Here is a 17,846-nt window from a genome sequence, read left to right as displayed (position 1 = left end):
AGCCTTCAGGAGGGTCCTATCAGAACGTTTCGGGGTGGCGGCCCGAGCGAGGCCGAACCTCAGAGCCCCGGGCAACGGCAAAAGGCCCGAGCGAGAGTCCGCATCAGAACCTCAGAACGCTTCAGGGTGGAGGGCCCGGGCAAGAGTGCGTACGCCGTCGATTGCCCGTAGTTCGGCGTAGTCGGCGGCGGGCGTGGCAACCAGGCGGTTGTTCCGTACGGCGCGGGTCTGGGCGAGGTGGGTGCGGAGCCACTGTTCGCCGGCGGCGCGGTCGTCCTCGGACGTGTGGTGGTAGATGATCACTTCGGGGTCGGCCTTGGCGACGGCCTCGGCGGAGATGGCGTCGAAGTTCCGGCCCTCGGGGATCATGCCGGCCAGTACGTCGGTCGCGCCGGAGGTGCGGAGGATGTCGGAGTACAGGCCGCCGGCCAGCGCGTACAGCTGCTTGTCGAAGATCTGGACCATGGCGGCGGGGACGGCGGGACGTCCGGAAAGACGCTGCCGCAGGTCGGCGAGGGTCCTGTCCACGTCGGCGCGGGCCTTGGCCGCGGCGTCCGGAACGCCGAGGAGGGCGCCGAGGGCGTCCAGGTCGGCGGTGGCGTCGGCGAGGGTGGCGGTGCCGGTGGTGGCGGGGCAGAACGCGGCGCCGACGTACACGGGGACGCCGAGTTTCTCCAGTTCGGCGATGGTGGGGAGTTGTTTGCCGTCGAAGTTGTACTCGCCGTCGGCCAGGACGAAGTCGGGCCGGGCGGCGAACAGGCTCTCCCGGGAGATCTGGCCGTCGGCCAGCACGGTCAGGCGGTTGTAGTCGGCTGCGTAGGCGGGCTTGGGCGGTGACTGGTTGGCCCAGACGTGCCCGGCGATCCGGTCCTTCAGGCCGAGTGCGAGCAGCAGTTCGGTGTTGGAGGGGAAGAAGGACACGATCCGCTGCGGGGGCGCGGTGACCCGGACGGTCCGCCCGCAGTTGGTGACCTGCGCGGGGAAGGCGCTGGCGGCGGGGACGGCCGGGGCGGAGGCCGAGTCCACGACGGAAGCGGGGTTCGGGGCGCAGGCGGTGACGCCGAGGGTCAGGGTGGCCAGCACAGCGAGGGTGAGTCTGTTGATCATGTGAGGGTCTCTCCGGTGTTCTTGAGCGGGGCGAAGCTGAGGTGGGACCGCCCGGTGAGCGGGTGACTGCCGAGGTGGGCGCGTACGCCGAACACCTCGGCGAGGAAGTCAGGCTGGAGCACGTCGGCGGGCGGCCCCGAGGCGGCGATCCGGCCCTGGTGGACGACGTGCAGCAGGTCGCAGTAGGCGGCGGCCAGGTTGAGGTCGTGCAGCGCGGCCAGCGTGGTCACCCGCAGGTCGCGGACGAGTTCGAGCAGGTCGAGCTGAGCACCGATGTCGAGATGGTTGGTCGGCTCGTCCAGCACCAGCACCCGGCCCTGCTGGGCGAGGGCGCGGGCGAGCAGGACCCGCTGCCGCTCCCCGCCGGAGAGCGTGCTGAACAGACGTCCGGCCTGGGCGGTCATCCCGACACGCTCCAGGGCCTCGGCGACGATCCGCCGGTCCTCGGCGGGGGCGGCGCGGTGGGGGGTGCGCCCGGTGGCGACGATCTCCAACGCGGTGAAGTCGAAGCCGTCACCCGAGTGCTGGGCGACGACGGCCGTACGCCGCGCGGACTCCCGGACCGACAGGGTCCGCAGGTCGGCCCCGTCCAGCCGGACGGCCCCCGCAGTGGGCCGGAGTGCCCGGTAGACCGCGCGCAGCAGGGTGGACTTGCCGCTGCCGTTGGGCCCCACCAGGCCGACCAGCAACCCGGGCGGCACCTCTATGTCCACTCCGGACACGATCGGCGTCTCGTCCACGGTGACGGTGACGCCGTCCAGGACGATCCGCATCAGAGCACCGCCGACTCGCGCCGCAGCAGCCACAGGAAGAAGGGGGCGCCGATGGCCGCGGTGAGCACGCCAAGCGGCAGTTCCAGCGGCGGCATCAGCGTGCGCGCGGCCAGGTCGGCAAGCAGCAGGAAGAGCCCACCGGTCAGCGCAACCAGGGGCAGCGTGCGCCGGTGGTCAGGCCCGGTCAGCAGCCGTACGGCATGCGGCACGACGAGCCCGACGAACCCCACCCCGCCCGCCACCGCGATCACCGCGCCGGTCAGCAGCGCCGTGACGGCCAGCAGTTCCAGCCGGAACCGGTGCACCGGCACCCCGAGGGTCAGCGCGGTCTCGTCGCCAAGCAGCAGCGCGTTGAGCCGCCGTCCGCGCGCCAGCAGCCAGGCGGTACCGCAGGCCACCACCGCGCAGGGCACGGCCAGGTCACCCCAGCCGACCCCGGACACCGAGCCGAGCAGCCAGAACAGCAGCCCCGACAGCTCGTCCGGGCGAGCGCGCAACTGGAGGAAGCTGGTCGCGCCCTGGAGCAGGTAGGACAGGGCGACTCCGGCGAGCACGAGGCGGGTCGCGGTGAGCGTGCCGTGCCTGCGGCCGAGCAGGAGCACCAAGGCCAGCGAGGCGCACGCCCCGGCGAAGGCGGCCCCGGCGACCCCGATCCCGGCCAGCCCGCCGAGCGTGATCGCGGCGACGGCGGCGAGCGAGGCGCCGGAGGTCACGCCGAGCACGTAGGGGTCGGCCAGCGGGTTGCGGACGACCGCCTGGAGCACCGCGCCCGCGACGGCCAGGCCGGCCCCGGCGACGATCGCGAGCACGGCGCGCGGCGCCCGGGAGCCCCAGATGATCTCGTCGTCGATGGCGTCGACGCCGGATTCCCGGTTGGTCAGATGGGCGGCGATCACCTGCCAGACGTCGGCGGCGGGCAGGTCGACCGCGCCGAGCGCGACGGCGGCGACCAGCCCCAGCGGCAGGGCGACGGCCACGGCGGCGAGGGCGAGCGGGTAGCGGCGCCCGGAAAGGAGATGGGTCAACGGGGTGCTCATTCAGTGCGGGAGGGGCAGGGCGCGGCGGGGCCGTCCTGCCAGGCTGGCGGCGAGCCGGGTGCCGCCGAGGAACGGCAGCCCGGCCGCTGTGTTGGCGTAGGTGCCCGGCGCGATCAGGCGGACCACGCGCAGCCCGGCCGAGGCCACGTCAGGGGTGGTCAGGTCGGCCAGCAGGACCTGCGGCCCGGGTGATTGAGCCGGCCGCGCGACCCGTGAGGCCAGCTCCGCCAGATCCCGGGGCGGCGGGACGCGCGGCGGATCGCCGCCTTCGGTGAGCGCCTCGGCAAGCTCGGCCTCGAACCGCTCCTGCACGGCGGGGTCCAGGAAGAGTTGCAGGTGGCAGCCGTAATCGACGACGTCGGCCAGATCGTCCCGGTACGCCGAGCCGTAGTCGCGGCCAGGCCGCCACGGCTTGAGCGGGCTGCGCGGGTCGGCCGCCGCCCGGCAGTACGGACCGTCCGGATCGTCCAGCCCGGCGACGAACAACTGGAGCTGCAACGCCTCCCCGTATGCCTTGAGCATCGCGCCCACCTGCTCGGCCCGTACCCCCATGCCCAGCGTGAGGTAGCCGGTCCCGAGGTCGCGGACCAGCGCCCCGATCACCTGAAGGCCGGTCGTCGTGGGAAAGGACAGGAACCGGGTATCCAGCCGGTCGAGCGGGCCTCGGGCGAAGGCGGCCAGCCAGGGCGGCGGTTCCACCGCGCGCAACCCGGCCCGGCCGTGCCAGGCGAGCGTCATCGCGTCCCGTTCGACGATCTCGCAGAGCGCTCCCCACGCCGCATAAGCAAGATCGGGCCCGGCGGCCAGACCCGCCTGGATGACCGGATTGGTACGCGGCGACGGCGGCGTGACATCGGCTGAGAAATACGACACCCATACCAGCCCGGCAGGCACCAGCACAGCTTGGCCGGTCACCAGATCGGTGGCCTCCGTCCACTCCACGGGCAGGTCCCGGGTGAACGGGTGGAGGGGGATGCGCTCGTACTGCTCAGCCGAGTAAAGGGCCAGGTCGGCGGGGTCGAGGGCGGGACGGTCCAGTTCGGCGAAGGCGGCTGTGCGCAGGCCGGGCGGGACGAGGTTGCCGCAGTACCGTTCGGCCGCCTCGCCGAGCGCCGCCGCGCGGGCAGCGTCCGGGTCGGCGAAGGCGTACCCGGCCCCGGCCGAGTCGGACGGCCACGGGCCGAACCTGGTCGTGTCGGCCAGGACGGCAGTGACCAGAGAGAACGAGGCGGGCAGTTGCGGAGGGATCGGGGCGGTCTCCAGGCGGCGCACGATGCCGGTGCGGGAGTCGATCAGGTTCTGATGCATGTCAGGCCAGCGGTAAGGGGTGGGGGAACAGGTCGTCTTCGGTCAGGTCCCGGTCGGTCAGGCCGAGCAGGCGCGGGGTCCGGTAGAGGCGTGCGCCGCCGCGCAGCGGGAAGGCGGGCGGGGCGTTGCCGACCAGTCCCGGGGCCAGCATCCGCACCACGCACAGGCCCGCGGCCCGCACATCCGAGGTGGTGAGGTCCACGCTGTACGCGGTGAGCCCGGCGGCGGCCAGCCGGTCCAGGTAGGAGCCGGGGTCGGCGGCGGACAGGTCGGCCAGGCGCGGGCCGGGGCCGGCGCGCAGCCGATCGAGGGGTGCGCCCTGCATGTCCGGGTCCAGGTAGAGCTGGGCGATGGCCGGAAGGTCGGTCAGATCGCGGTAGTCGGCCCGGAAGGCGTCCCGGTAACGGCGGTCTGCCCGGTACGGCCGGAACACGTGCCCCTCCAGGGTGCCCCCGGCCATCGCCTGCCAGACCTCGCCGGACGGGTCGGCGAGCTGGAGGGCCAGCGCGTACAGCCCGTACGCCTCGACCAGGGCTTTGACCGCCGCCTCGGCCGGGTCGGCGCGGCAGGCGCTGCCGAACGCGACGATCCGTTCCCGGGTGTCCTCCAGGAACGCGGCCAGCACGGGCACGCCGAACTCCGACGGCACCGGCAGCAGCCGGACCCGCGGTCCCTCACCGTCGGCGGGTTCGCCGAGCCGGGCGGTGATCCGCTCAGGGTCGGCCAGCGTGGGGACGGTCGCACCGCTCGCCCACCAGATGGTGGTGGCGTCCCGTTCGAACAACTCCTCCAGGGCGAAGCGTTCCGCCTGCGCTCTGGTGTGGCCCGCCGCGATCCCGGAGTAGGCGAGCGCGTGGGTGGCCGGTTCGGGTTCGCGCGGGCCGTGGAAGTAGTCCAGCCACACCATCGACGCGGGAACCAGGACCTCCGCCCCGGTGGCCAGGTCGGTCGCGGGCGTCCACGCCACCTCCAGGTCACGGGTGAACTTCCTGAACGGGAAGCCGGGTGTCGCGTACTGGGCCGCCGAGTAGAGCGGGATCGTCTCCGGGTCCAGCGCGCGTCCGCCGAGCCGCCGCCAGGACGCGGTGACCAGGCCGTCCGGTACGGCGTTGCCGCAGTACCGTTCGACCGCCTCGCCGAGCGCCGCCAGCCGGGCCCGCTCGGCGTCTCCGGCCGCCGCGCCGAACCCGAACCGGTCCGCGGTCCAGGCCGAGTGCCTGCGGGTGTCGGCGACCGCGGAGCCGTACCCGAGCCAGAACCGGGGCAGGCCGGGTCTGCGCCGCTGGCGGGCCAGCGCGGTCAGGACGCCGGTACGCGGGTCGACGAGCAGGTCTTCCGGAGATGTCACGAGAGCTCCAGGTGCAGGGCGGCGGTGTGCACGGTCTGGCGGACGGGAGCCGTCCGGGTGGTGGTGTAGCGGTCGGCGCCGGTGCCGAGGGAGCGGGCCAGCCGGGGGAAGTCAGCACCGCTGATCTCCAGCCTCAGCCGGGAGCCCGGCCCCGGGGTAACGGCGAACGGGCTCAACGGGATCCGGTGCGGGCCGGTGCCGCGCGCGCAGCCACGCCCCAGATCGAAGGCGCGGCCGTCGGCGGTGACTTCGACCAGCCGGACGACCCAGTCCACGTCGGCGACCGGCGCGGACCCGTCCAACTCCACCGATGCCCCGATCACCGTCCTGCCGTCCTGCCGGTCGGTGACGAAGCGGAGGGCGTCCGGCCTCGCGTCGAGTGTGCGGCGGTCGGCTCCGGGCGGAAGCGTGGGGTACGGATCCTCCGGGTCGTGGGTGAAGAAGGCGCCGAGCATGGCGGTGACGGGCTGGAGGGTTCCGTCACGGTGGGCGTGCAGGGTGTCTGTGGTGGTCTGCTCCGGCCACGCCTCCCAGACGTCGGCGGCGAGGTGGAACACCCGGGTGCCGCTCGTGGCGCGGCCCGCCAGGACGTCCCGGATCCAGGTCACGGCCAGGCCGCCCAGGTCCAGCAGCGATTCGGGGCCATGCTCCCTGTCCCCCACGGCGGTACGGCCGGCGAAGGCCAGGTCATGTCCCCATGGGCCGACCACCAGTTGTTGCGGTGGCCGCTGGGGCAGCGCGGTGCCGACCTGTCGCCAGAGCCGGAAGGTCTCCTCGGCCAGCAGGTCGTACCAGCCGCCGACGTGCAGGCCCGCGACCGGCAGCGCGGCCAGTTCTCGTTCGGTGATCTCCTGGTCCGGCCGGGCGTACGGCCCCGCTTCGATCACTTCGCGGAAGCCCGGTAACCGGACCCCCATGGCCTCGGGCAGCTCCACCACCGGCAGGTGGGCGAGCAGTTCAGGCCGGTTGTGGAAGACCGCGCCGACCAAGTCGTCCCTGCTGGTACGGCCGTCGGCCCTGGCCAGCCACCAGGCGGCGTGCTCGGCCAGCCGGAGCACCCCGCCCTCGAACTTGGTCCGGTGCATGGCCATCGACGGGCCCAGGCTCACCAGCGCCGGGACTCGCTCAGGACGCTCCGCCGCCAGCGCCCACGCGGTGTAGCCACTGTAGGAGCCGCCGTAGCCGATCAGATGGCCGTCGCTCCACGGCTGGGCGGCGATCCAGTCGGCGAGCGCCGCGCCGTCGCCGCGCTCGTTGCGGTAGCACTCCCAGACGCCGTCGGAGTCGTACCGTCCCCGCACGTCCTGCACCACGTAGGCGAAGCCGCGCGCCGTCCAGCCACGTCCTTCGGCCAGATGGCCGGTCCGGCCGTACGGGGTGCGGGTGACGACGGTGGGGACCGGCCAGTGTGCGGGGTCGGGGAGGTGGGCGTCGGCGGCGAGCGCGGTGCCGTCCCAGCCGGGGATCCGCAGGTTGAACTCGCTCACTTCGACCCGCTCACGAGGGGCAGCGGCAGCACCGGGTGGCGGGTGACCTCGCCGGTCGCCGGATCCACCACCAGCTGCCGATCAGCGGCGGCGGGACGGCCGGTGTCCCGCCAGGTCAGCACGTCGTTGACCAGCAGCCCGGCGGCCAGCGCGACCGCCCCCTGGTTGGGCCACGTCACCGGCGGCAGCGGTTCCCCGGACTCCAGGTAGGCCCAGTACGCGGCCAGCTCGTCCGGCAGCGCGGCGGCGGCCAGTCTGCGACCTCGCAGGTCCCGGTAGGACGCGGTCTCCCCCGGCACGGTCATCGGCCCCAGCACCAGCCGCGTGCCCTCGACGTGGCAGCGATGCCACACCACACCGGTGGCGTCCAGCCGCAACCACTCGCTGTCCGGCAGCCAGCCCGCGCACACCACCAGCACATCGGCGTCCGCTTCCGGCGGCGCCACCGTCACCCGCTCGCACCCGGCCAGCAGCTCCGCCACCGCCGCCGCCACCGGCGTGCCACCCCGCACCGACACCGTGATCGTCCGGTCTGGCATGGTCATCTCGCGCACCACACCACGCGCCCGCAGCACCTCGGTAAGCGGCTCCAACTCCGGGTCGGCGCCACCCTGGTACGCCTGCGCCCGCATCCGGGCCAGCAGCTCCGGCGGCCCGCTGATCCGCGCGAACCGCTCCTGCTCGTCACATGACCGCCAGGTTCCGTCAGGGCCGACGTACAGGTGATGGCCTGGGGCGATGCTCTCCATGTCCTTCTCTCACGCTCTGCGTCTCAACGGCTCGGGACCTCGGGAGGGGCGCGGGCGGCCCGCCGGGAAGACGGACCGCCCGCTCGGAGCTCAGGCGCTCCAGCTGAACGGGTTGTGCACCAGCGCGTTCGTCCCCGGGCCCTGCAGCGCGGGGAGCACCGGCTCAGCGGCCAGTTCCTCGAACTTGAACGGGTTGTGCACGAGCGCGTTGGTACCCGGACCCTGCAGGGCCGGCAGCACGGCCTGCGGGGTCAGCTCCTGGAACCTGACTTCCACAACTCCTCCTTCTGAAATGAAAACCGTTTTCATTCCGTCGCCGACCTTAGACCGCTTCGCCCGAAATGCGCAAGGGGCTGCCCGGCGACTTGGACCCCGGAGACGACGAAGGCCCGGCGGCCCCGTTCTGCTCGGGAGGGCCGCCGGGCCTGCGCATCCGGCGACCGCCGGGCTACGCGGGATGGTGTGTCACTCGGTCACGGAGTTCAGGCTCGGAGCCCGGTCCTCGCCGTCGATCCTGGACTGGACGCCGGGGGCGTTGTCCGTCTTTCCGTCGCCGCCCGCCGGCGGGATGGGCATCGAGATCGCCTCGCAGGGGGCGACGGCGCCCTTGACGATCTCCAGGGAGGTTGCGAGCGGGGGCTTGTCCGCGCCGTTCTCGGCCTTGGTGACGGCCAGTACGAGTGTCTCGCCCGCGGGGACCTGGCCTTTCTCGATCTTGAACGAGATTCCGTCGCCTTCGCTGCCGATGCTCACCGCGAACTGGCCCTGCGTGGACCCGTGCGCGCCGCGCGGGCCCTTGCAGGTCTGGCCGAACGGCAGGTAGTCGACCACCGCATCAACCCCCGCGGCGGCCAGTTCGGACTCCAGCCCTTCCGGATCGTTGAACTCGTTGATCCGTACGCTGACGGCCCCGTCGGAGCCCTTGGTCACTGCGTACGCCGGGCTCTCGGTGATCCCGGTCAGCAGCGTCACCGTGGTCGCGGCCGCCGCGACGCCCGCGACCGCGGCGGACAGCCCCGCGACGCGCCGCCTGGAGCCGCGCCGGATCGGTGTAACAGTGGTCATGTCGTCCTTCGCCGTTCTCGTCGTGATCTCTTCCTTGAGTGCACTGAGAAGGCGCTCTTCGAAATTGCTCATGCCTGTCCTTCCACGTACACAGCCGATGGCGAAGCGACGTCTTCAAGGGCACGTCTGGCCCGGTGCAGTCGGACTCGTGCGGTGACCTGGCGGATGCCCAGGGCCGCGGCGGCCTCGGTGACGGTGAGCTGATCGATCGCCACCAGCTCCAGCACCGCGCGTTCGCCCTCCGGAAGCCCGGCCATGGCCTCCAGAGCGCTGCGCATGCGGCGCTCGGCGTCGATCTTCTCCTCCATCCTGACGAGATCGTCGTCGTCCATCAGCCGCCGGCCCGCGACCCGACCGGCCGCCCGCGACTCCCGGGCCGCCTTGCGATGCTGGGCCGACACGACGTTGCGCGCGACGCCGTACAGCCATGCGATCTCGCTGCCCCGGCCGGGCACGTAGGTGTGCGCCGAGTCCAGGACCGCCAGGAAGATGTCCGCCGTCAGGTCGGCGGCCAGGTGCGGGTCACTCACCCGCCGGACCACGAATCGGGTGACGGCATCGACATGGCGGCGATAGAAGGCCTCAAAGGCCGCAGGGTCTTCGTTGAGGCGCACTGGCCTCGCTCCCTTCGTCGTTCGCCTTACACCCGTACTTGGACCGGGCGACGAGAAGCGTTTCCCAGCGGGTCAGGCGGGACGGCGCGGCCGGGAGGGCCGGGCGTCGAAAAGCGGGGGTCACGACCTTCAGGTCGGTGCCCGTCAGGCGACCAGATACCTGACGACAGCGTCCTGGTTGTCATTTCAGGGCACGTAGCGCCGCCGCGGCCTCCGCGATGCAGGCGGCAAAGTCAGGCGGCTCCTCCGTCGAGACCCAGCGCGCGAACGCGACGTGGAAGACCGTCACCGCGCTGTGGGCGGCAAGGTCGGCGGTGAGGTCGGTGACCCCGCGGGCGCGCAATGCCTCGGCCGTCGTGCCGGTCAGCGCCGCGAGCTTGAGCAGCTCGCGCTCCCGCAGGCTCGGGTTGGCCGCGATGATCCGGGAGCGGCGCACGGCGTGGTCGCGACGGTCCGCCAGGAGACCGGCGCTCGCGACCATCCCGGCCAGCGCCGCCTCGAGCGGCGAGTGGTCGGCCGGCGCGATCAGGATCGCGTCATATGCCGTCTGCTCCATGGTCCTGGAACCGTCGAAGAGGACCTCGCGCTTGTCGGCGAAGTGCCGGAAGAAGGTGCGCTCCGTCACGCGGGCGCGCTCGGCGATGTCGTCGGCGGTGGTCTCCTCGAACCCACGCTCGGCGAAGAGCTCCATCGCGGCGCGGATCAGCCGCCCCCGCGCGTCCGGCTCCCAGCGACCCATGCCCAGAAGTGTAGTGATGACAGTTGCTGACATCGAATGCTAGGTTGATGTCAGTTACTGACATGGCTTTGGAAGGGAACGCTGCCATGCGTGTCTTTGTCACCGGTGCCACCGGCTGGATCGGCTCGGCCGTCACCGACGAACTCCTCGCCCACGGCCACAAGGTCGTCGGACTGGCCCGCTCCGACGAGGCGGCCACCGCCCTCGAGGCGAAGGGCGCCATCGCCCACCGCGGCGGCCTCGACGACCTCGACAGCCTGGCCTCGGCAGCCGCGACCGCCGACGGCGTCATCCATCTCGCCTTCAAACACGACTTCTCCGACCAGGCCGGCGCCGGCCGCAGCGAGCGAGCCGCCGTCCAGCGCATGCTCGACACGCTCGAAGGCAGCGACCGGCCATTTCTGCTCGCCTCCGGGCTGGCATCGGGCGTCACCGGGCGACCGTTGACCGAGGACGACCCGTCACCGCACAGCGGTGCCGACTCGATGCGCGGCGGCAGCGAGAACCTGGCCCTGGAGTACGCCGGCCGCGGAGTCCGTCCGGTGGCGCTGCGCTTCGCCCCGACCGTGCACGGAAGGGGCGACCACGGCTTCACCGCGGCACTGACGAAGATCGCGAAGGAACGCGGAGCGGCCGGCTACATCGGCGAGGGCTCGGCCCGCTGGGCGGCCGTGCACCGCTCCGACGCCGGGCAGATGGTGCGGCTCGCGCTGGAGAATGCCCCGGCGGGTTCGCGGACGCACGCGGTGGCCGAAGGCGGCCTCCTCTCCCGCGACATCGCCGCCGCCATCGGCGACTACCTGGGCCTCCCGACGGTATCGGTCGCGCCGGAGGACGCCGAGGCTCACTTCGGCTGGATCGCACGCTTCTTCGGCATGGACCTCACCGCGTCGAGCAGCCGCACCCAGGAACTGCTCGCCTGGACGCCGACGGGCCCGACACTCTTCGAGGACATCGCCGCCGGCGCCTACGAGCTGCCGGAGTAACCGACTCCCGGGGCCGCCGAGCGTCAGAGGTCGAGTCTGGCGGGCATTGGTGCAGGGATGGTGCGGCCGGTGACGGTCGTAGTGCTGGACATACTCGGCCAGAACCGTCCGCACAGCCACCAGGCCCGGCAACGGCTCAATGCGGGGGAGACGTGGCAGGATCACCAGTCGATGTTCTGCATGCGGATCACGTCGGCCATCCGCGCTGCCAGCTCAGACGGCGTGCCCGTCAGGAGGGTGATCAAGGGGACTACAGGAAATCAGGGGCAGCTGAACCACTCCCCCGCAGATCGGCGTTTCCGCAGCTCAACCGCCAAGAGAGCTGATGGCTGTCTTCTGTCTAGTCCTCGCTGCAGTCGTACTCATCAATCCATACGTGGGCTCCCGCTCTGTGGAGGAACCCGATGACTTCTCCATCAAGGACGAGCCCGAGAGAGACGGAGCATGGCCCCTGTTCGAACGAACGGAGCATGACCAACGTGGCCACCTCGCCTTGAGCGGTCAGCTCTCCTATCCGATCCCAGGTGCCGGCCAGGCGGTTCATTACAGCTTCCGTCTGTTCGCTGAGCGAGGCGGTTTCCGGAAGTCCTGAGCCCATCACCCATTCGTGACGTGGCGGTATCAGACGCCCGCTTCGGCTCCCTCGGCGCCTGGCTGGCCGACCCGTTCGGCTCGGGCCGGAGAACGAGCAGTGGTCCAGGTGGCTGCCCGGCCCGTCCGGCGACTGTAGTCCAGGTGGCTGGCCGGCCCGTTCGGCTTGGGCCGGGGAGTGAGGAGTGGTCGCGACATGCCCGCCTTTCGACGCGCTGCCCGCCCGCGGCCTTGGTGGCGGCAGTCCCGCGCTAGCTGTGCAGTGTGGCCAGGTAGGTGGCGGCGTCGGGGATGTGGTCCTCTGAGAAGACTGGGATGCCCTCGCGGGTGAGTAGGGCGGTGGTGACGCCTTCGCCGGGGGTGGTGTGGCCGGTGAAGGTGCCGTCGTAGTGGTGGAGGGAGCCGCAGGAGGGGCTGGATTCTTTGAGGATGGCGAGTACGGCATTTGCGGCACGGGCCGCGTCCAGTGCGCGATAGGCACCAATAATGAAATATTGGGACACGTTGTCGCCGGTGGGGGTGAGGACTCGAGCTTTGCCGTCGAGCACGGCCAAGCCGTCGGCGCCGGGTTCGATTTCGGCTGGAGGGCGGGGAATGGGTAGGCCACCCGAAACCTCGGGGCAGAACGAGACCAGGCGGCCCTCCGCCCGCCAGGCTGCCAGTTGGGCGTCGTCGCTGGTCTTGGCCCTGCCGTCGTACCGCACCCGGCTGCCGAGCAGGCATGCGCTGACCAGTATGCGATCCATCATCCCATTCTCCCGCACCCGCCGACCGAAATGAACAATCCTCACGATTTCCTCACACCTTCTACCAAGGTGATAAATCCTTACCCGGGAGGATTAATCATTCCGCCGATTCCCGCCCCACTCAGAGATTCGGCTGGTTGATATTTCGGCCTTTCTCTACTCTTGGCCGGGTTCGTTCTTGTGACGGGCCGTCGAGACCCGGCAAGGGGGTGCGGATGATTGGGATCGAGGAGTGTCTGGCGGAGGCGATGGCCATCCCCGGGGCGCTTTGCGCGATGCTCGTTGACCACGCCAGCGGTACGGCGATCGCCGGTCAGGGCGCGGCCGATCTGGAGGGCTCGGCGGCGGGGTTGCGTGAGTGTTATCGGGCCACGCAGGGCGGACTGGCGATGTCCTCCCCCGATGGAACGGTCCGGATCGAGGACGTGATCGTCACTACCGACCACGGCTACCAGCTCATCCTGCCGATGGAGACGCCGTTCGACGGGCCGCTGCTGATGTGCCTGCGGCTGGACCGGGGGCGGGCGAACCTGGCCCTGGCCCGGTTGCGCCTGCGGAGCATCTCCCACCAGCTGATCGCGCCGTGAGCCATGGCGGACGCGAGCCTGGAGGCCACGCTCACCACCCTGGCCGCCGACGGGGCGACGGGGGCGCTGCGCGCGGGGCGGGCGGGGACGGTTTTCCTGGACCGGGGGCGGGTCTGCTACGTGGAGTGCGCGGGGACGCCGGGGGTGGAGGAACTGCTGGCCGCCTCGGGGAGGATCAGCGCGGGCGGGGTGAAGAGCACCCGGCAGGGGGCGACGGGGGACGGCGGGGACACGCTGGTGAGGCGTGGTGTGCTGACCCGGGGGGAGCTCCAGTTCTGTGTGCTCGGGGCCACCCTGGACGCCTCGTTCTTCCTGTTCGGCGGCTCCGGTGCGCCCAAGCTGAGGTTCCGGGACGGCGACCGGCACTGGCTGGGCCCGCACTGGTTCTTCGACGTGTCCGGCCTGTTCCGGGAGTGCCGCCGGAGGAGTGCCAGGTTGGACCGCGCCTGGGCGTCGGCCGAGCTGGACAACCACCCGATCACGCCGCGCCGCCACGTCCGCGCCCGGCACGTGGTGCTCTCGGCGCTCCAGTGGGAGATCGTGCTGGCCTCCGACGGCGTCACCCCGCCGGCCGAGCTGGCCCGCCGGATCGGCCGGTCGGCTTACTCGACGCTGCTGGCCGTACGGGAACTGGCGGCGGCGGAGCTGCTGGAACCCCCCGAACCCGCGAAGCCGAGCGAAGCCCCGAAGCCCAACGAACCCCCGAAGCCCAACGAAGCCGGGAAGCCGAACGAACCTCCGAAGTCAAACGAAGTCCCGAAACCAAACGACCCCCCGAAGCCAGCCGACCCCGCCCAGCCGGCCGTACCCGCCGCGCCCCGCGAACCCGCCGAGCCTCCCGGATCCGGGGACAGCGGCCCGGCCGTGCTGCCTCGCCGTACCAACCGGCCGGGGAACGGGGGCCTGGTCATGTCGGCGGGTGTGCCGGCGACCAGTGGAGATCCGACGGACGTGAATCTGCTCATCAGGCTGCGGGACGCGCTGGAGGCGCTCCAGTGATCACACGGCCGTGGCTCAGACGGGCCGGAAAGGCTTTCTCGATGGATGTGCGCCGCGAAATCTACGAGGAGATGCGGCTCCTGCGTGACCGGACCCCGGAGATCACCGGGGTGCTGGCCTGCACGATCGACGGCATGCTCGTCGCGACCGACCTGTCCGGCTCCATCGACCAGACGGCGGCGCTTACCTCGGCGGTGCTCTCCATGAGCCGCAGGATGGCCGACCTCACCAAGGCCGGCGACCTGGTGGAGACGCTGATCTCCGGCACCCGCGGCTACACGGCCTGTTACGCCGCGGGCCCAAAGCTGGTCCTCACCGTGCTGGCCGTCGAGGGCGCCAACCTCGGCCTGCTGCGGATCGAGGGCCGGAAGACGGCGGCGAAGATCGCCGCCATGGTTCCCAGCCAATGACACCGAAGAAGAAGACACCAGAGAAGGAGCATGCCATGGCGAACATGGACGTCTCGCTCAAGGAAATGATGGCCATCGACGGCGCGGCCGGCGCCGCCGTGGTCGACTACAACAGCGGCATGGCGCTCGGCGTACTCGGCGGGTCCAAGGACCTGGATCTCCAGGTCGCGGCGGCGGGCAACACCGAGGTGGTCAAGGCCAAGCTGCGGACCATGGACGCGCTCGGCATCCAGGAGGCCATCGAGGACATCCTCATCTCGCTGACCGGTCAGTACCACCTGATCCGGCCGATCTCGGGGCGCGGCGGCAAGGGCCTGTTCCTCTACCTCGCCCTGGACCGGGGGCGGGCCAACCTGGCGATGGCCCGCCACCAGCTGCGCGGCATCGAGGACAGGCTCGACATCTGATCCAGGGGTCAGGGCTCCCGCCCGGTCAGCTCGGTGATCGCCGTCACGAACACCGGCCAGAGCTCCCGGGGCAGGTCGTGGCCCATGCCGGGGAAGGTGAGCAGTTTGGCGCCCGGGATGGCGTCGGCCGTCGCGACGCCCCCGGGTGGCGTGATCAGCGGGTCCTCGTCGCCGTGGATGACCAGCGCGGGCACGGTCAGCTCGCGCAGGCCCTCGGTGCGGTCGGGGGCGGTCATGATCGCGATGAGCTGCCGGGTGGAGCCCGCCGGGTCGTACCCGCGGTCGTAGCTGAGGCCCGCCACCCGGGCGACGCGCTCGGGGTCGGGGTCATAGCCGGGTGAGCCGAGCACCTGCCAGACGGCTGCGGCGTTGGCGATCGCCTCCTCGCGGTTGCGGGCGGGCGGGCCCAGCAGGGCGGCCGTGCCCGCCTCGGTGGCCGGGGCCAGCGCGACGCTCGGGGTGGACATCATCGAGGTGAGGGTGCGGACCCTGCCCGGGTACTCGATGGCCAGGGTCTGCGCGATCATGCCGCCCATCGAGACGCCGACCACATGCGCGCTCTCCCAGCCGAGCGTGTCCAGCAGCCCGGCCGTGTCGGCGGCCATGTCCGAGAGCGTGTACGGCACCGCCGCCGGATCCCCGGACAGGGCCGCCAGCAGGTCGGCGGGCCCGCCGATATGGGTCGAAAGCCCCATGTCCCGGTTGTCGAACCGCACGACCTGATGGCCCTCGGCCACCAGGAGTTCGATGAACTCCTCGTCCCAGGCCACCATCTGCATGCCGAGCCCCATGATCAGCAGCAGCGGGCGGCCGGTTCCGAAGACCTCGTACTCGATCTCGATGCCGTTCACCGTGGTACGCATGGAAAGGAGAATTCCATTCTGTTTGTGGTCACGGCAAGAGCACGTACGGCTCACCCACCACCCGGTCCACCTCGCGGATGAGGGCGGCCGGAGAGATCGTGGCCCCGGTCAGCCGGAGGAGTTCGTGGCCGCCCCGGAGCAGCAGCACGGCCGGGACGGTGGTGATCTGGAAGTGCTCGGCGGCGCCGGGCGCGCGGGTCACGTCGATGGTGGCGCCGGTCAGCTCCTCGGCGTGTTCGGCCAGCACCCGGTCCAGCACGGGGTCGAGCCACTCGCAGGCCACCGAGTCCGGCTCGGTGAAGTCGATCATCACCGGGGCCTCACCCCTGAGCAGCGTGTGCAGGGCGGCCGGGTCGGCGATCCTCGGCCGGGTGGAGCGGGGCCGCCGGTCGCCCGGTGCCAGCATGCGGGCGTAGGCGTCGGCCCGGTCCGCCGGGGAGCTCAGGCCGTTGACCGCGAACCCGGCGAAGAGCAGGCGGGCGGCGACCGCCCTGGGCACCCGGTCGAAGTCGACCTCGCGCAGGGACGGCAGGCCGAGCAGGGTCTCCGCGTCCGCCTCCCCCGCCAGCGACAGCACGGTCAGCTTCCGGCAGCGGACCAGCCGCCGCAGTTCCCTGGGATCCAGGCGGCCCCCGGCGAGCCGCAGGTAGCCCAGGTCGGGCGGGATGGCCAGGGCGTCGAGGCCGATTCCGTCTATCGCGTCCCCCTCAATGGACAGCACCCCCAGCGGCAGTTCGGCCAGCCGCCCGAACACCCGGTCGCCGAGCCGCTGACCGCCCAGTTTCACCTTGATCAGCGGCGAATCCGGGAACGGGAAGTCTCCCGTCATCCGGTCCGACCGCAGCTCCAGGGTTTCCAGCCCGCGCATGTCGCGCAGCGCGTACAGGCCCTGGTCGGTGAAATCCCCGGTCAGGCTGAGATCTCGCAGGCCCGCCTGCTGTCGCGCGACGAACTCAAGGTCCCTGTCCTATACGCCCTGGAGTTCCAGCCCGTCCATTTCCGGCAGTTCCGCGAACCGTTCCGGACTGTCGGCCACATATGTCACTTCGGTCCACTGCGTCACGCCGAGGTCCCCAAGGGCGTCGATCTCCCCCATTTCCCCCTCGGCGTTCACATACCGAACAACCCCAGGAAGCCCTTTCTCCGGAAACCGGAGAATCCGCCCCCCGTCAGCTCCCCAAAATTCCCCCATGCCGGATGACTCCCAGGACATGGACCACGGGAAACGCGGTACTAGATCATCTTTAGGAACGTTCCCGGTAGCAGTGTGATAACGGGGCGTGCGGGGGTGACGGGAAATGTGATTCGATTCGACCGTTATGAGCCACTCATCTGCGCAGCGCGATCGGTGGCCTGCCCTGAGTCTTATGGGCATGCTCGGCGGCTCTGAACAGAACGCGCTTCTGACCACCGGTGCGACGAAGTCGTTTCTGGCGGGAGAGCATCTGGTGCAGGAAGGGGATCAGCGGGACGAGGTCTATCTCCTGACCAGCGGTTTCGCGAAGATCTTCGGGAACAGTTACGACGGGCGCGAGGTCCTGCTGTCGATCAGGACCGCCGGGGACCTGATCGGCGAGCTGGCCGCGCTGGACGGGGAACCCCGGTCGGCCACGGTGACCGCGGCCACGCCGGTGGAGACCCGGTGGTACACCGCGGAGACGTTCCACGCGCTGCTGAGACAGCATCCGCCGCTGGGTCAGGCCGTCCAGCGGTACGTGACCAGGAAGTTCCGGATGGCGACCAGGCACCGGATCGACGTGGGCGGCGCGTCCGTACGGGTACGGCTGGCGCGGGTGCTGGACCGGCTGGGGCGCTCGCACGGCCGGGCCACGCCGTCGGGCATCCGCATCGAGGTGCCGTTGAGCCAGGTCGAACTGGCCGCCCTGGTCGGCGCGGCCGAGCCCAGCGTGCACCGCGCGCTGACCGGGCTGCGCCAGCGGGGCATCGTGGTCACCGGCTACAAGCACACCCTCATCTCCGACCCGGCCGCGCTGGCCGCGGAGGCCGGCGAGGCGCCCTGAACCCGCCGT

The 17,846-nt window shown here is 71.4% G+C and carries 22 protein-coding genes; 6 read left to right on the top strand and 16 right to left on the bottom strand.

Features of this window, described 5'->3' with window-relative positions:
• Positions 1–111 precede the first annotated feature (111 nt).
• The 11 genes from KIP79_RS12550 to KIP79_RS12500 form a co-directional block, all read right to left on the bottom strand.
• Complete coding sequence (locus KIP79_RS12550) at positions 112–1,107, bottom strand: ABC transporter substrate-binding protein (RefSeq protein ID WP_214104937.1); 996 nt, start codon at positions 1,105–1,107, stop codon at positions 112–114.
• Positions 1,104–1,880: an ABC transporter ATP-binding protein gene (locus KIP79_RS12545; RefSeq protein ID WP_214104936.1), complete on the bottom strand. Its 777-nt coding sequence runs from the start codon at positions 1,878–1,880 to the stop codon at positions 1,104–1,106. The genes KIP79_RS12550 and KIP79_RS12545 overlap by 4 nt, the downstream gene beginning before the upstream one ends.
• Positions 1,880–2,905 (bottom strand): FecCD family ABC transporter permease, encoded by a 1,026-nt coding sequence (locus KIP79_RS12540; protein WP_250213137.1) that lies wholly within the window; start codon positions 2,903–2,905, stop codon positions 1,880–1,882. Before KIP79_RS12540 ends, KIP79_RS12545 begins: the two co-directional genes overlap by 1 nt.
• Before the next feature lie 12 nt (positions 2,906–2,917).
• Positions 2,918–4,225 (bottom strand): YcaO-like family protein, encoded by a 1,308-nt coding sequence (locus tag KIP79_RS12535; RefSeq protein ID WP_214104934.1) that lies wholly within the window; start codon positions 4,223–4,225, stop codon positions 2,918–2,920.
• Position 4,226: 1 nt separating this feature from the next.
• Positions 4,227–5,573, bottom strand: a complete 1,347-nt coding sequence (locus tag KIP79_RS12530) for a YcaO-like family protein (RefSeq protein ID WP_214104933.1) — start codon at positions 5,571–5,573, stop codon at positions 4,227–4,229.
• A complete protein-coding gene (locus KIP79_RS12525) occupies positions 5,570–7,060 on the bottom strand; it encodes a CocE/NonD family hydrolase (protein ID WP_214104932.1) in 1,491 nt (496 codons plus the stop codon). Before KIP79_RS12525 ends, KIP79_RS12530 begins: the two co-directional genes overlap by 4 nt.
• Positions 7,057–7,809, bottom strand: coding sequence for a TOMM precursor leader peptide-binding protein (locus tag KIP79_RS12520; RefSeq protein ID WP_214104931.1), 753 nt, complete (start codon positions 7,807–7,809; stop codon positions 7,057–7,059). The genes KIP79_RS12525 and KIP79_RS12520 overlap by 4 nt, the downstream gene beginning before the upstream one ends.
• Positions 7,810–7,899: 90 nt before the next feature.
• On the bottom strand, positions 7,900–8,085 hold the full coding sequence (locus tag KIP79_RS12515; protein ID WP_214104930.1) for a streptamidine-related RiPP repeat protein: 186 nt from the start codon (positions 8,083–8,085) through the stop codon (positions 7,900–7,902).
• 189 nt (positions 8,086–8,274) lie between these two features.
• Positions 8,275–8,874 carry a hypothetical protein gene (locus KIP79_RS12510; protein WP_214104929.1) on the bottom strand — a complete coding sequence of 200 codons (600 nt, stop codon included), beginning with the start codon at positions 8,872–8,874 and terminating at the stop codon, positions 8,275–8,277.
• 68 nt (positions 8,875–8,942) lie between these two features.
• Complete coding sequence (locus KIP79_RS12505; RefSeq protein ID WP_214104928.1) at positions 8,943–9,488, bottom strand: RNA polymerase sigma factor; 546 nt, start codon at positions 9,486–9,488, stop codon at positions 8,943–8,945.
• 181 nt (positions 9,489–9,669) lie between these two features.
• Complete coding sequence (locus tag KIP79_RS12500; protein ID WP_214104927.1) at positions 9,670–10,227, bottom strand: TetR family transcriptional regulator; 558 nt, start codon at positions 10,225–10,227, stop codon at positions 9,670–9,672.
• An 86-nt stretch (positions 10,228–10,313) separates the two neighbouring features.
• On the opposite strand from KIP79_RS12500, the gene KIP79_RS12495 reads away from it, so the two are divergent.
• Positions 10,314–11,213, top strand: a complete 900-nt coding sequence (locus tag KIP79_RS12495; protein WP_214104926.1) for an SDR family oxidoreductase — start codon at positions 10,314–10,316, stop codon at positions 11,211–11,213.
• 340 nt (positions 11,214–11,553) lie between these two features.
• Here KIP79_RS12495 and KIP79_RS50030 read toward each other — a convergent pair whose 3' ends face one another.
• Positions 11,554–11,913, bottom strand: a complete 360-nt coding sequence (locus KIP79_RS50030; RefSeq protein ID WP_372453569.1) for a DUF4279 domain-containing protein — start codon at positions 11,911–11,913, stop codon at positions 11,554–11,556.
• Positions 11,914–12,055: 142 nt separating this feature from the next.
• Positions 12,056–12,550 (bottom strand): 2-thiouracil desulfurase family protein, encoded by a 495-nt coding sequence (locus KIP79_RS12490; RefSeq protein ID WP_214105082.1) that lies wholly within the window; start codon positions 12,548–12,550, stop codon positions 12,056–12,058.
• Between the two features lie 215 nt (positions 12,551–12,765).
• Here KIP79_RS12490 and KIP79_RS12485 point away from each other — a divergent pair, with 215 nt between their 5' ends.
• From KIP79_RS12485 to KIP79_RS12470, 4 genes are read left to right on the top strand one after another with little or no spacing between them, the layout of a single operon-like run.
• Positions 12,766–13,137 carry a roadblock/LC7 domain-containing protein gene (locus KIP79_RS12485; protein ID WP_214104925.1) on the top strand — a complete coding sequence of 124 codons (372 nt, stop codon included), beginning with the start codon at positions 12,766–12,768 and terminating at the stop codon, positions 13,135–13,137.
• A 3-nt stretch (positions 13,138–13,140) separates the two neighbouring features.
• On the top strand, positions 13,141–14,136 hold the full coding sequence (locus KIP79_RS12480; protein ID WP_214104924.1) for a hypothetical protein: 996 nt from the start codon (positions 13,141–13,143) through the stop codon (positions 14,134–14,136).
• 41 nt (positions 14,137–14,177) lie between these two features.
• Entirely contained in the window at positions 14,178–14,546 is a 369-nt protein-coding gene (locus KIP79_RS12475) for a roadblock/LC7 domain-containing protein (protein WP_214104923.1), read from the top strand.
• Positions 14,547–14,581: 35 nt separating this feature from the next.
• Positions 14,582–14,953, top strand: a complete 372-nt coding sequence (locus tag KIP79_RS12470; RefSeq protein ID WP_214104922.1) for a hypothetical protein — start codon at positions 14,582–14,584, stop codon at positions 14,951–14,953.
• A gap of 8 nt (positions 14,954–14,961) precedes the next feature.
• Here KIP79_RS12470 and KIP79_RS12465 read toward each other — a convergent pair whose 3' ends face one another.
• The 3 genes from KIP79_RS12465 to KIP79_RS48280 form a co-directional block, all read right to left on the bottom strand.
• Positions 14,962–15,816, bottom strand: a complete 855-nt coding sequence (locus KIP79_RS12465) for an alpha/beta fold hydrolase (protein WP_214104921.1) — start codon at positions 15,814–15,816, stop codon at positions 14,962–14,964.
• Between the two features lie 28 nt (positions 15,817–15,844).
• Positions 15,845–16,684 (bottom strand): thioredoxin family protein, encoded by an 840-nt coding sequence (locus tag KIP79_RS12460; RefSeq protein WP_214104920.1) that lies wholly within the window; start codon positions 16,682–16,684, stop codon positions 15,845–15,847.
• A 99-nt stretch (positions 16,685–16,783) separates the two neighbouring features.
• On the bottom strand, positions 16,784–16,912 hold the full coding sequence (locus tag KIP79_RS48280) for a hypothetical protein (protein ID WP_256447237.1): 129 nt from the start codon (positions 16,910–16,912) through the stop codon (positions 16,784–16,786).
• A gap of 277 nt (positions 16,913–17,189) precedes the next feature.
• On the opposite strand from KIP79_RS48280, the gene KIP79_RS12455 reads away from it, so the two are divergent.
• Positions 17,190–17,837 carry a Crp/Fnr family transcriptional regulator gene (locus KIP79_RS12455; protein ID WP_214104919.1) on the top strand — a complete coding sequence of 216 codons (648 nt, stop codon included), beginning with the start codon at positions 17,190–17,192 and terminating at the stop codon, positions 17,835–17,837.
• Positions 17,838–17,846 lie beyond the last annotated feature (9 nt).

It is taken from the genome of Acrocarpospora catenulata, assembly GCF_018476525.1.
Taxonomy (GTDB): Bacteria; Actinomycetota; Actinomycetes; order Streptosporangiales; family Streptosporangiaceae; genus Acrocarpospora; species Acrocarpospora catenulata.
Note: the sequence above shows the minus strand (reverse complement) of the source record. Positions and strands in the feature narration are given on the sequence as shown.

Excerpts from the sequence above, each read along its gene's own strand:
- KIP79_RS12550 (WP_214104937.1), bottom strand. The coding sequence starts at position 1,107 with ATGATCAACAGACTCACCCTCGCTGTGCTGGCCACCCTGACCCTCGGC.
- KIP79_RS12545 (WP_214104936.1), bottom strand. The coding sequence starts at position 1,880 with ATGCGGATCGTCCTGGACGGCGTCACCGTCACCGTGGACGAGACGCCG.
- KIP79_RS12535 (WP_214104934.1), bottom strand. The coding sequence starts at position 4,225 with ATGCATCAGAACCTGATCGACTCCCGCACCGGCATCGTGCGCCGCCTG.
- KIP79_RS12520 (WP_214104931.1), bottom strand. The coding sequence starts at position 7,809 with ATGGAGAGCATCGCCCCAGGCCATCACCTGTACGTCGGCCCTGACGGA.
- KIP79_RS12510 (WP_214104929.1), bottom strand. The coding sequence starts at position 8,874 with ATGACCACTGTTACACCGATCCGGCGCGGCTCCAGGCGGCGCGTCGCG.
- KIP79_RS12500 (WP_214104927.1), bottom strand. The coding sequence starts at position 10,227 with ATGGGTCGCTGGGAGCCGGACGCGCGGGGGCGGCTGATCCGCGCCGCG.
- KIP79_RS12495 (WP_214104926.1), top strand. The coding sequence starts at position 10,314 with ATGCGTGTCTTTGTCACCGGTGCCACCGGCTGGATCGGCTCGGCCGTC.
- KIP79_RS12490 (WP_214105082.1), bottom strand. The coding sequence starts at position 12,550 with ATGGATCGCATACTGGTCAGCGCATGCCTGCTCGGCAGCCGGGTGCGG.
- KIP79_RS12485 (WP_214104925.1), top strand. The coding sequence starts at position 12,766 with ATGATTGGGATCGAGGAGTGTCTGGCGGAGGCGATGGCCATCCCCGGG.
- KIP79_RS12480 (WP_214104924.1), top strand. The coding sequence starts at position 13,141 with ATGGCGGACGCGAGCCTGGAGGCCACGCTCACCACCCTGGCCGCCGAC.
- KIP79_RS12475 (WP_214104923.1), top strand. The coding sequence starts at position 14,178 with ATGGATGTGCGCCGCGAAATCTACGAGGAGATGCGGCTCCTGCGTGAC.
- KIP79_RS12470 (WP_214104922.1), top strand. The coding sequence starts at position 14,582 with ATGGCGAACATGGACGTCTCGCTCAAGGAAATGATGGCCATCGACGGC.
- KIP79_RS12465 (WP_214104921.1), bottom strand. The coding sequence starts at position 15,816 with ATGCGTACCACGGTGAACGGCATCGAGATCGAGTACGAGGTCTTCGGA.
- KIP79_RS12460 (WP_214104920.1), bottom strand. The coding sequence starts at position 16,684 with ATGCGCGGGCTGGAAACCCTGGAGCTGCGGTCGGACCGGATGACGGGA.
- KIP79_RS48280 (WP_256447237.1), bottom strand. The coding sequence starts at position 16,912 with ATGGGGGAGATCGACGCCCTTGGGGACCTCGGCGTGACGCAGTGGACC.
- KIP79_RS12455 (WP_214104919.1), top strand. The coding sequence starts at position 17,190 with ATGCTCGGCGGCTCTGAACAGAACGCGCTTCTGACCACCGGTGCGACG.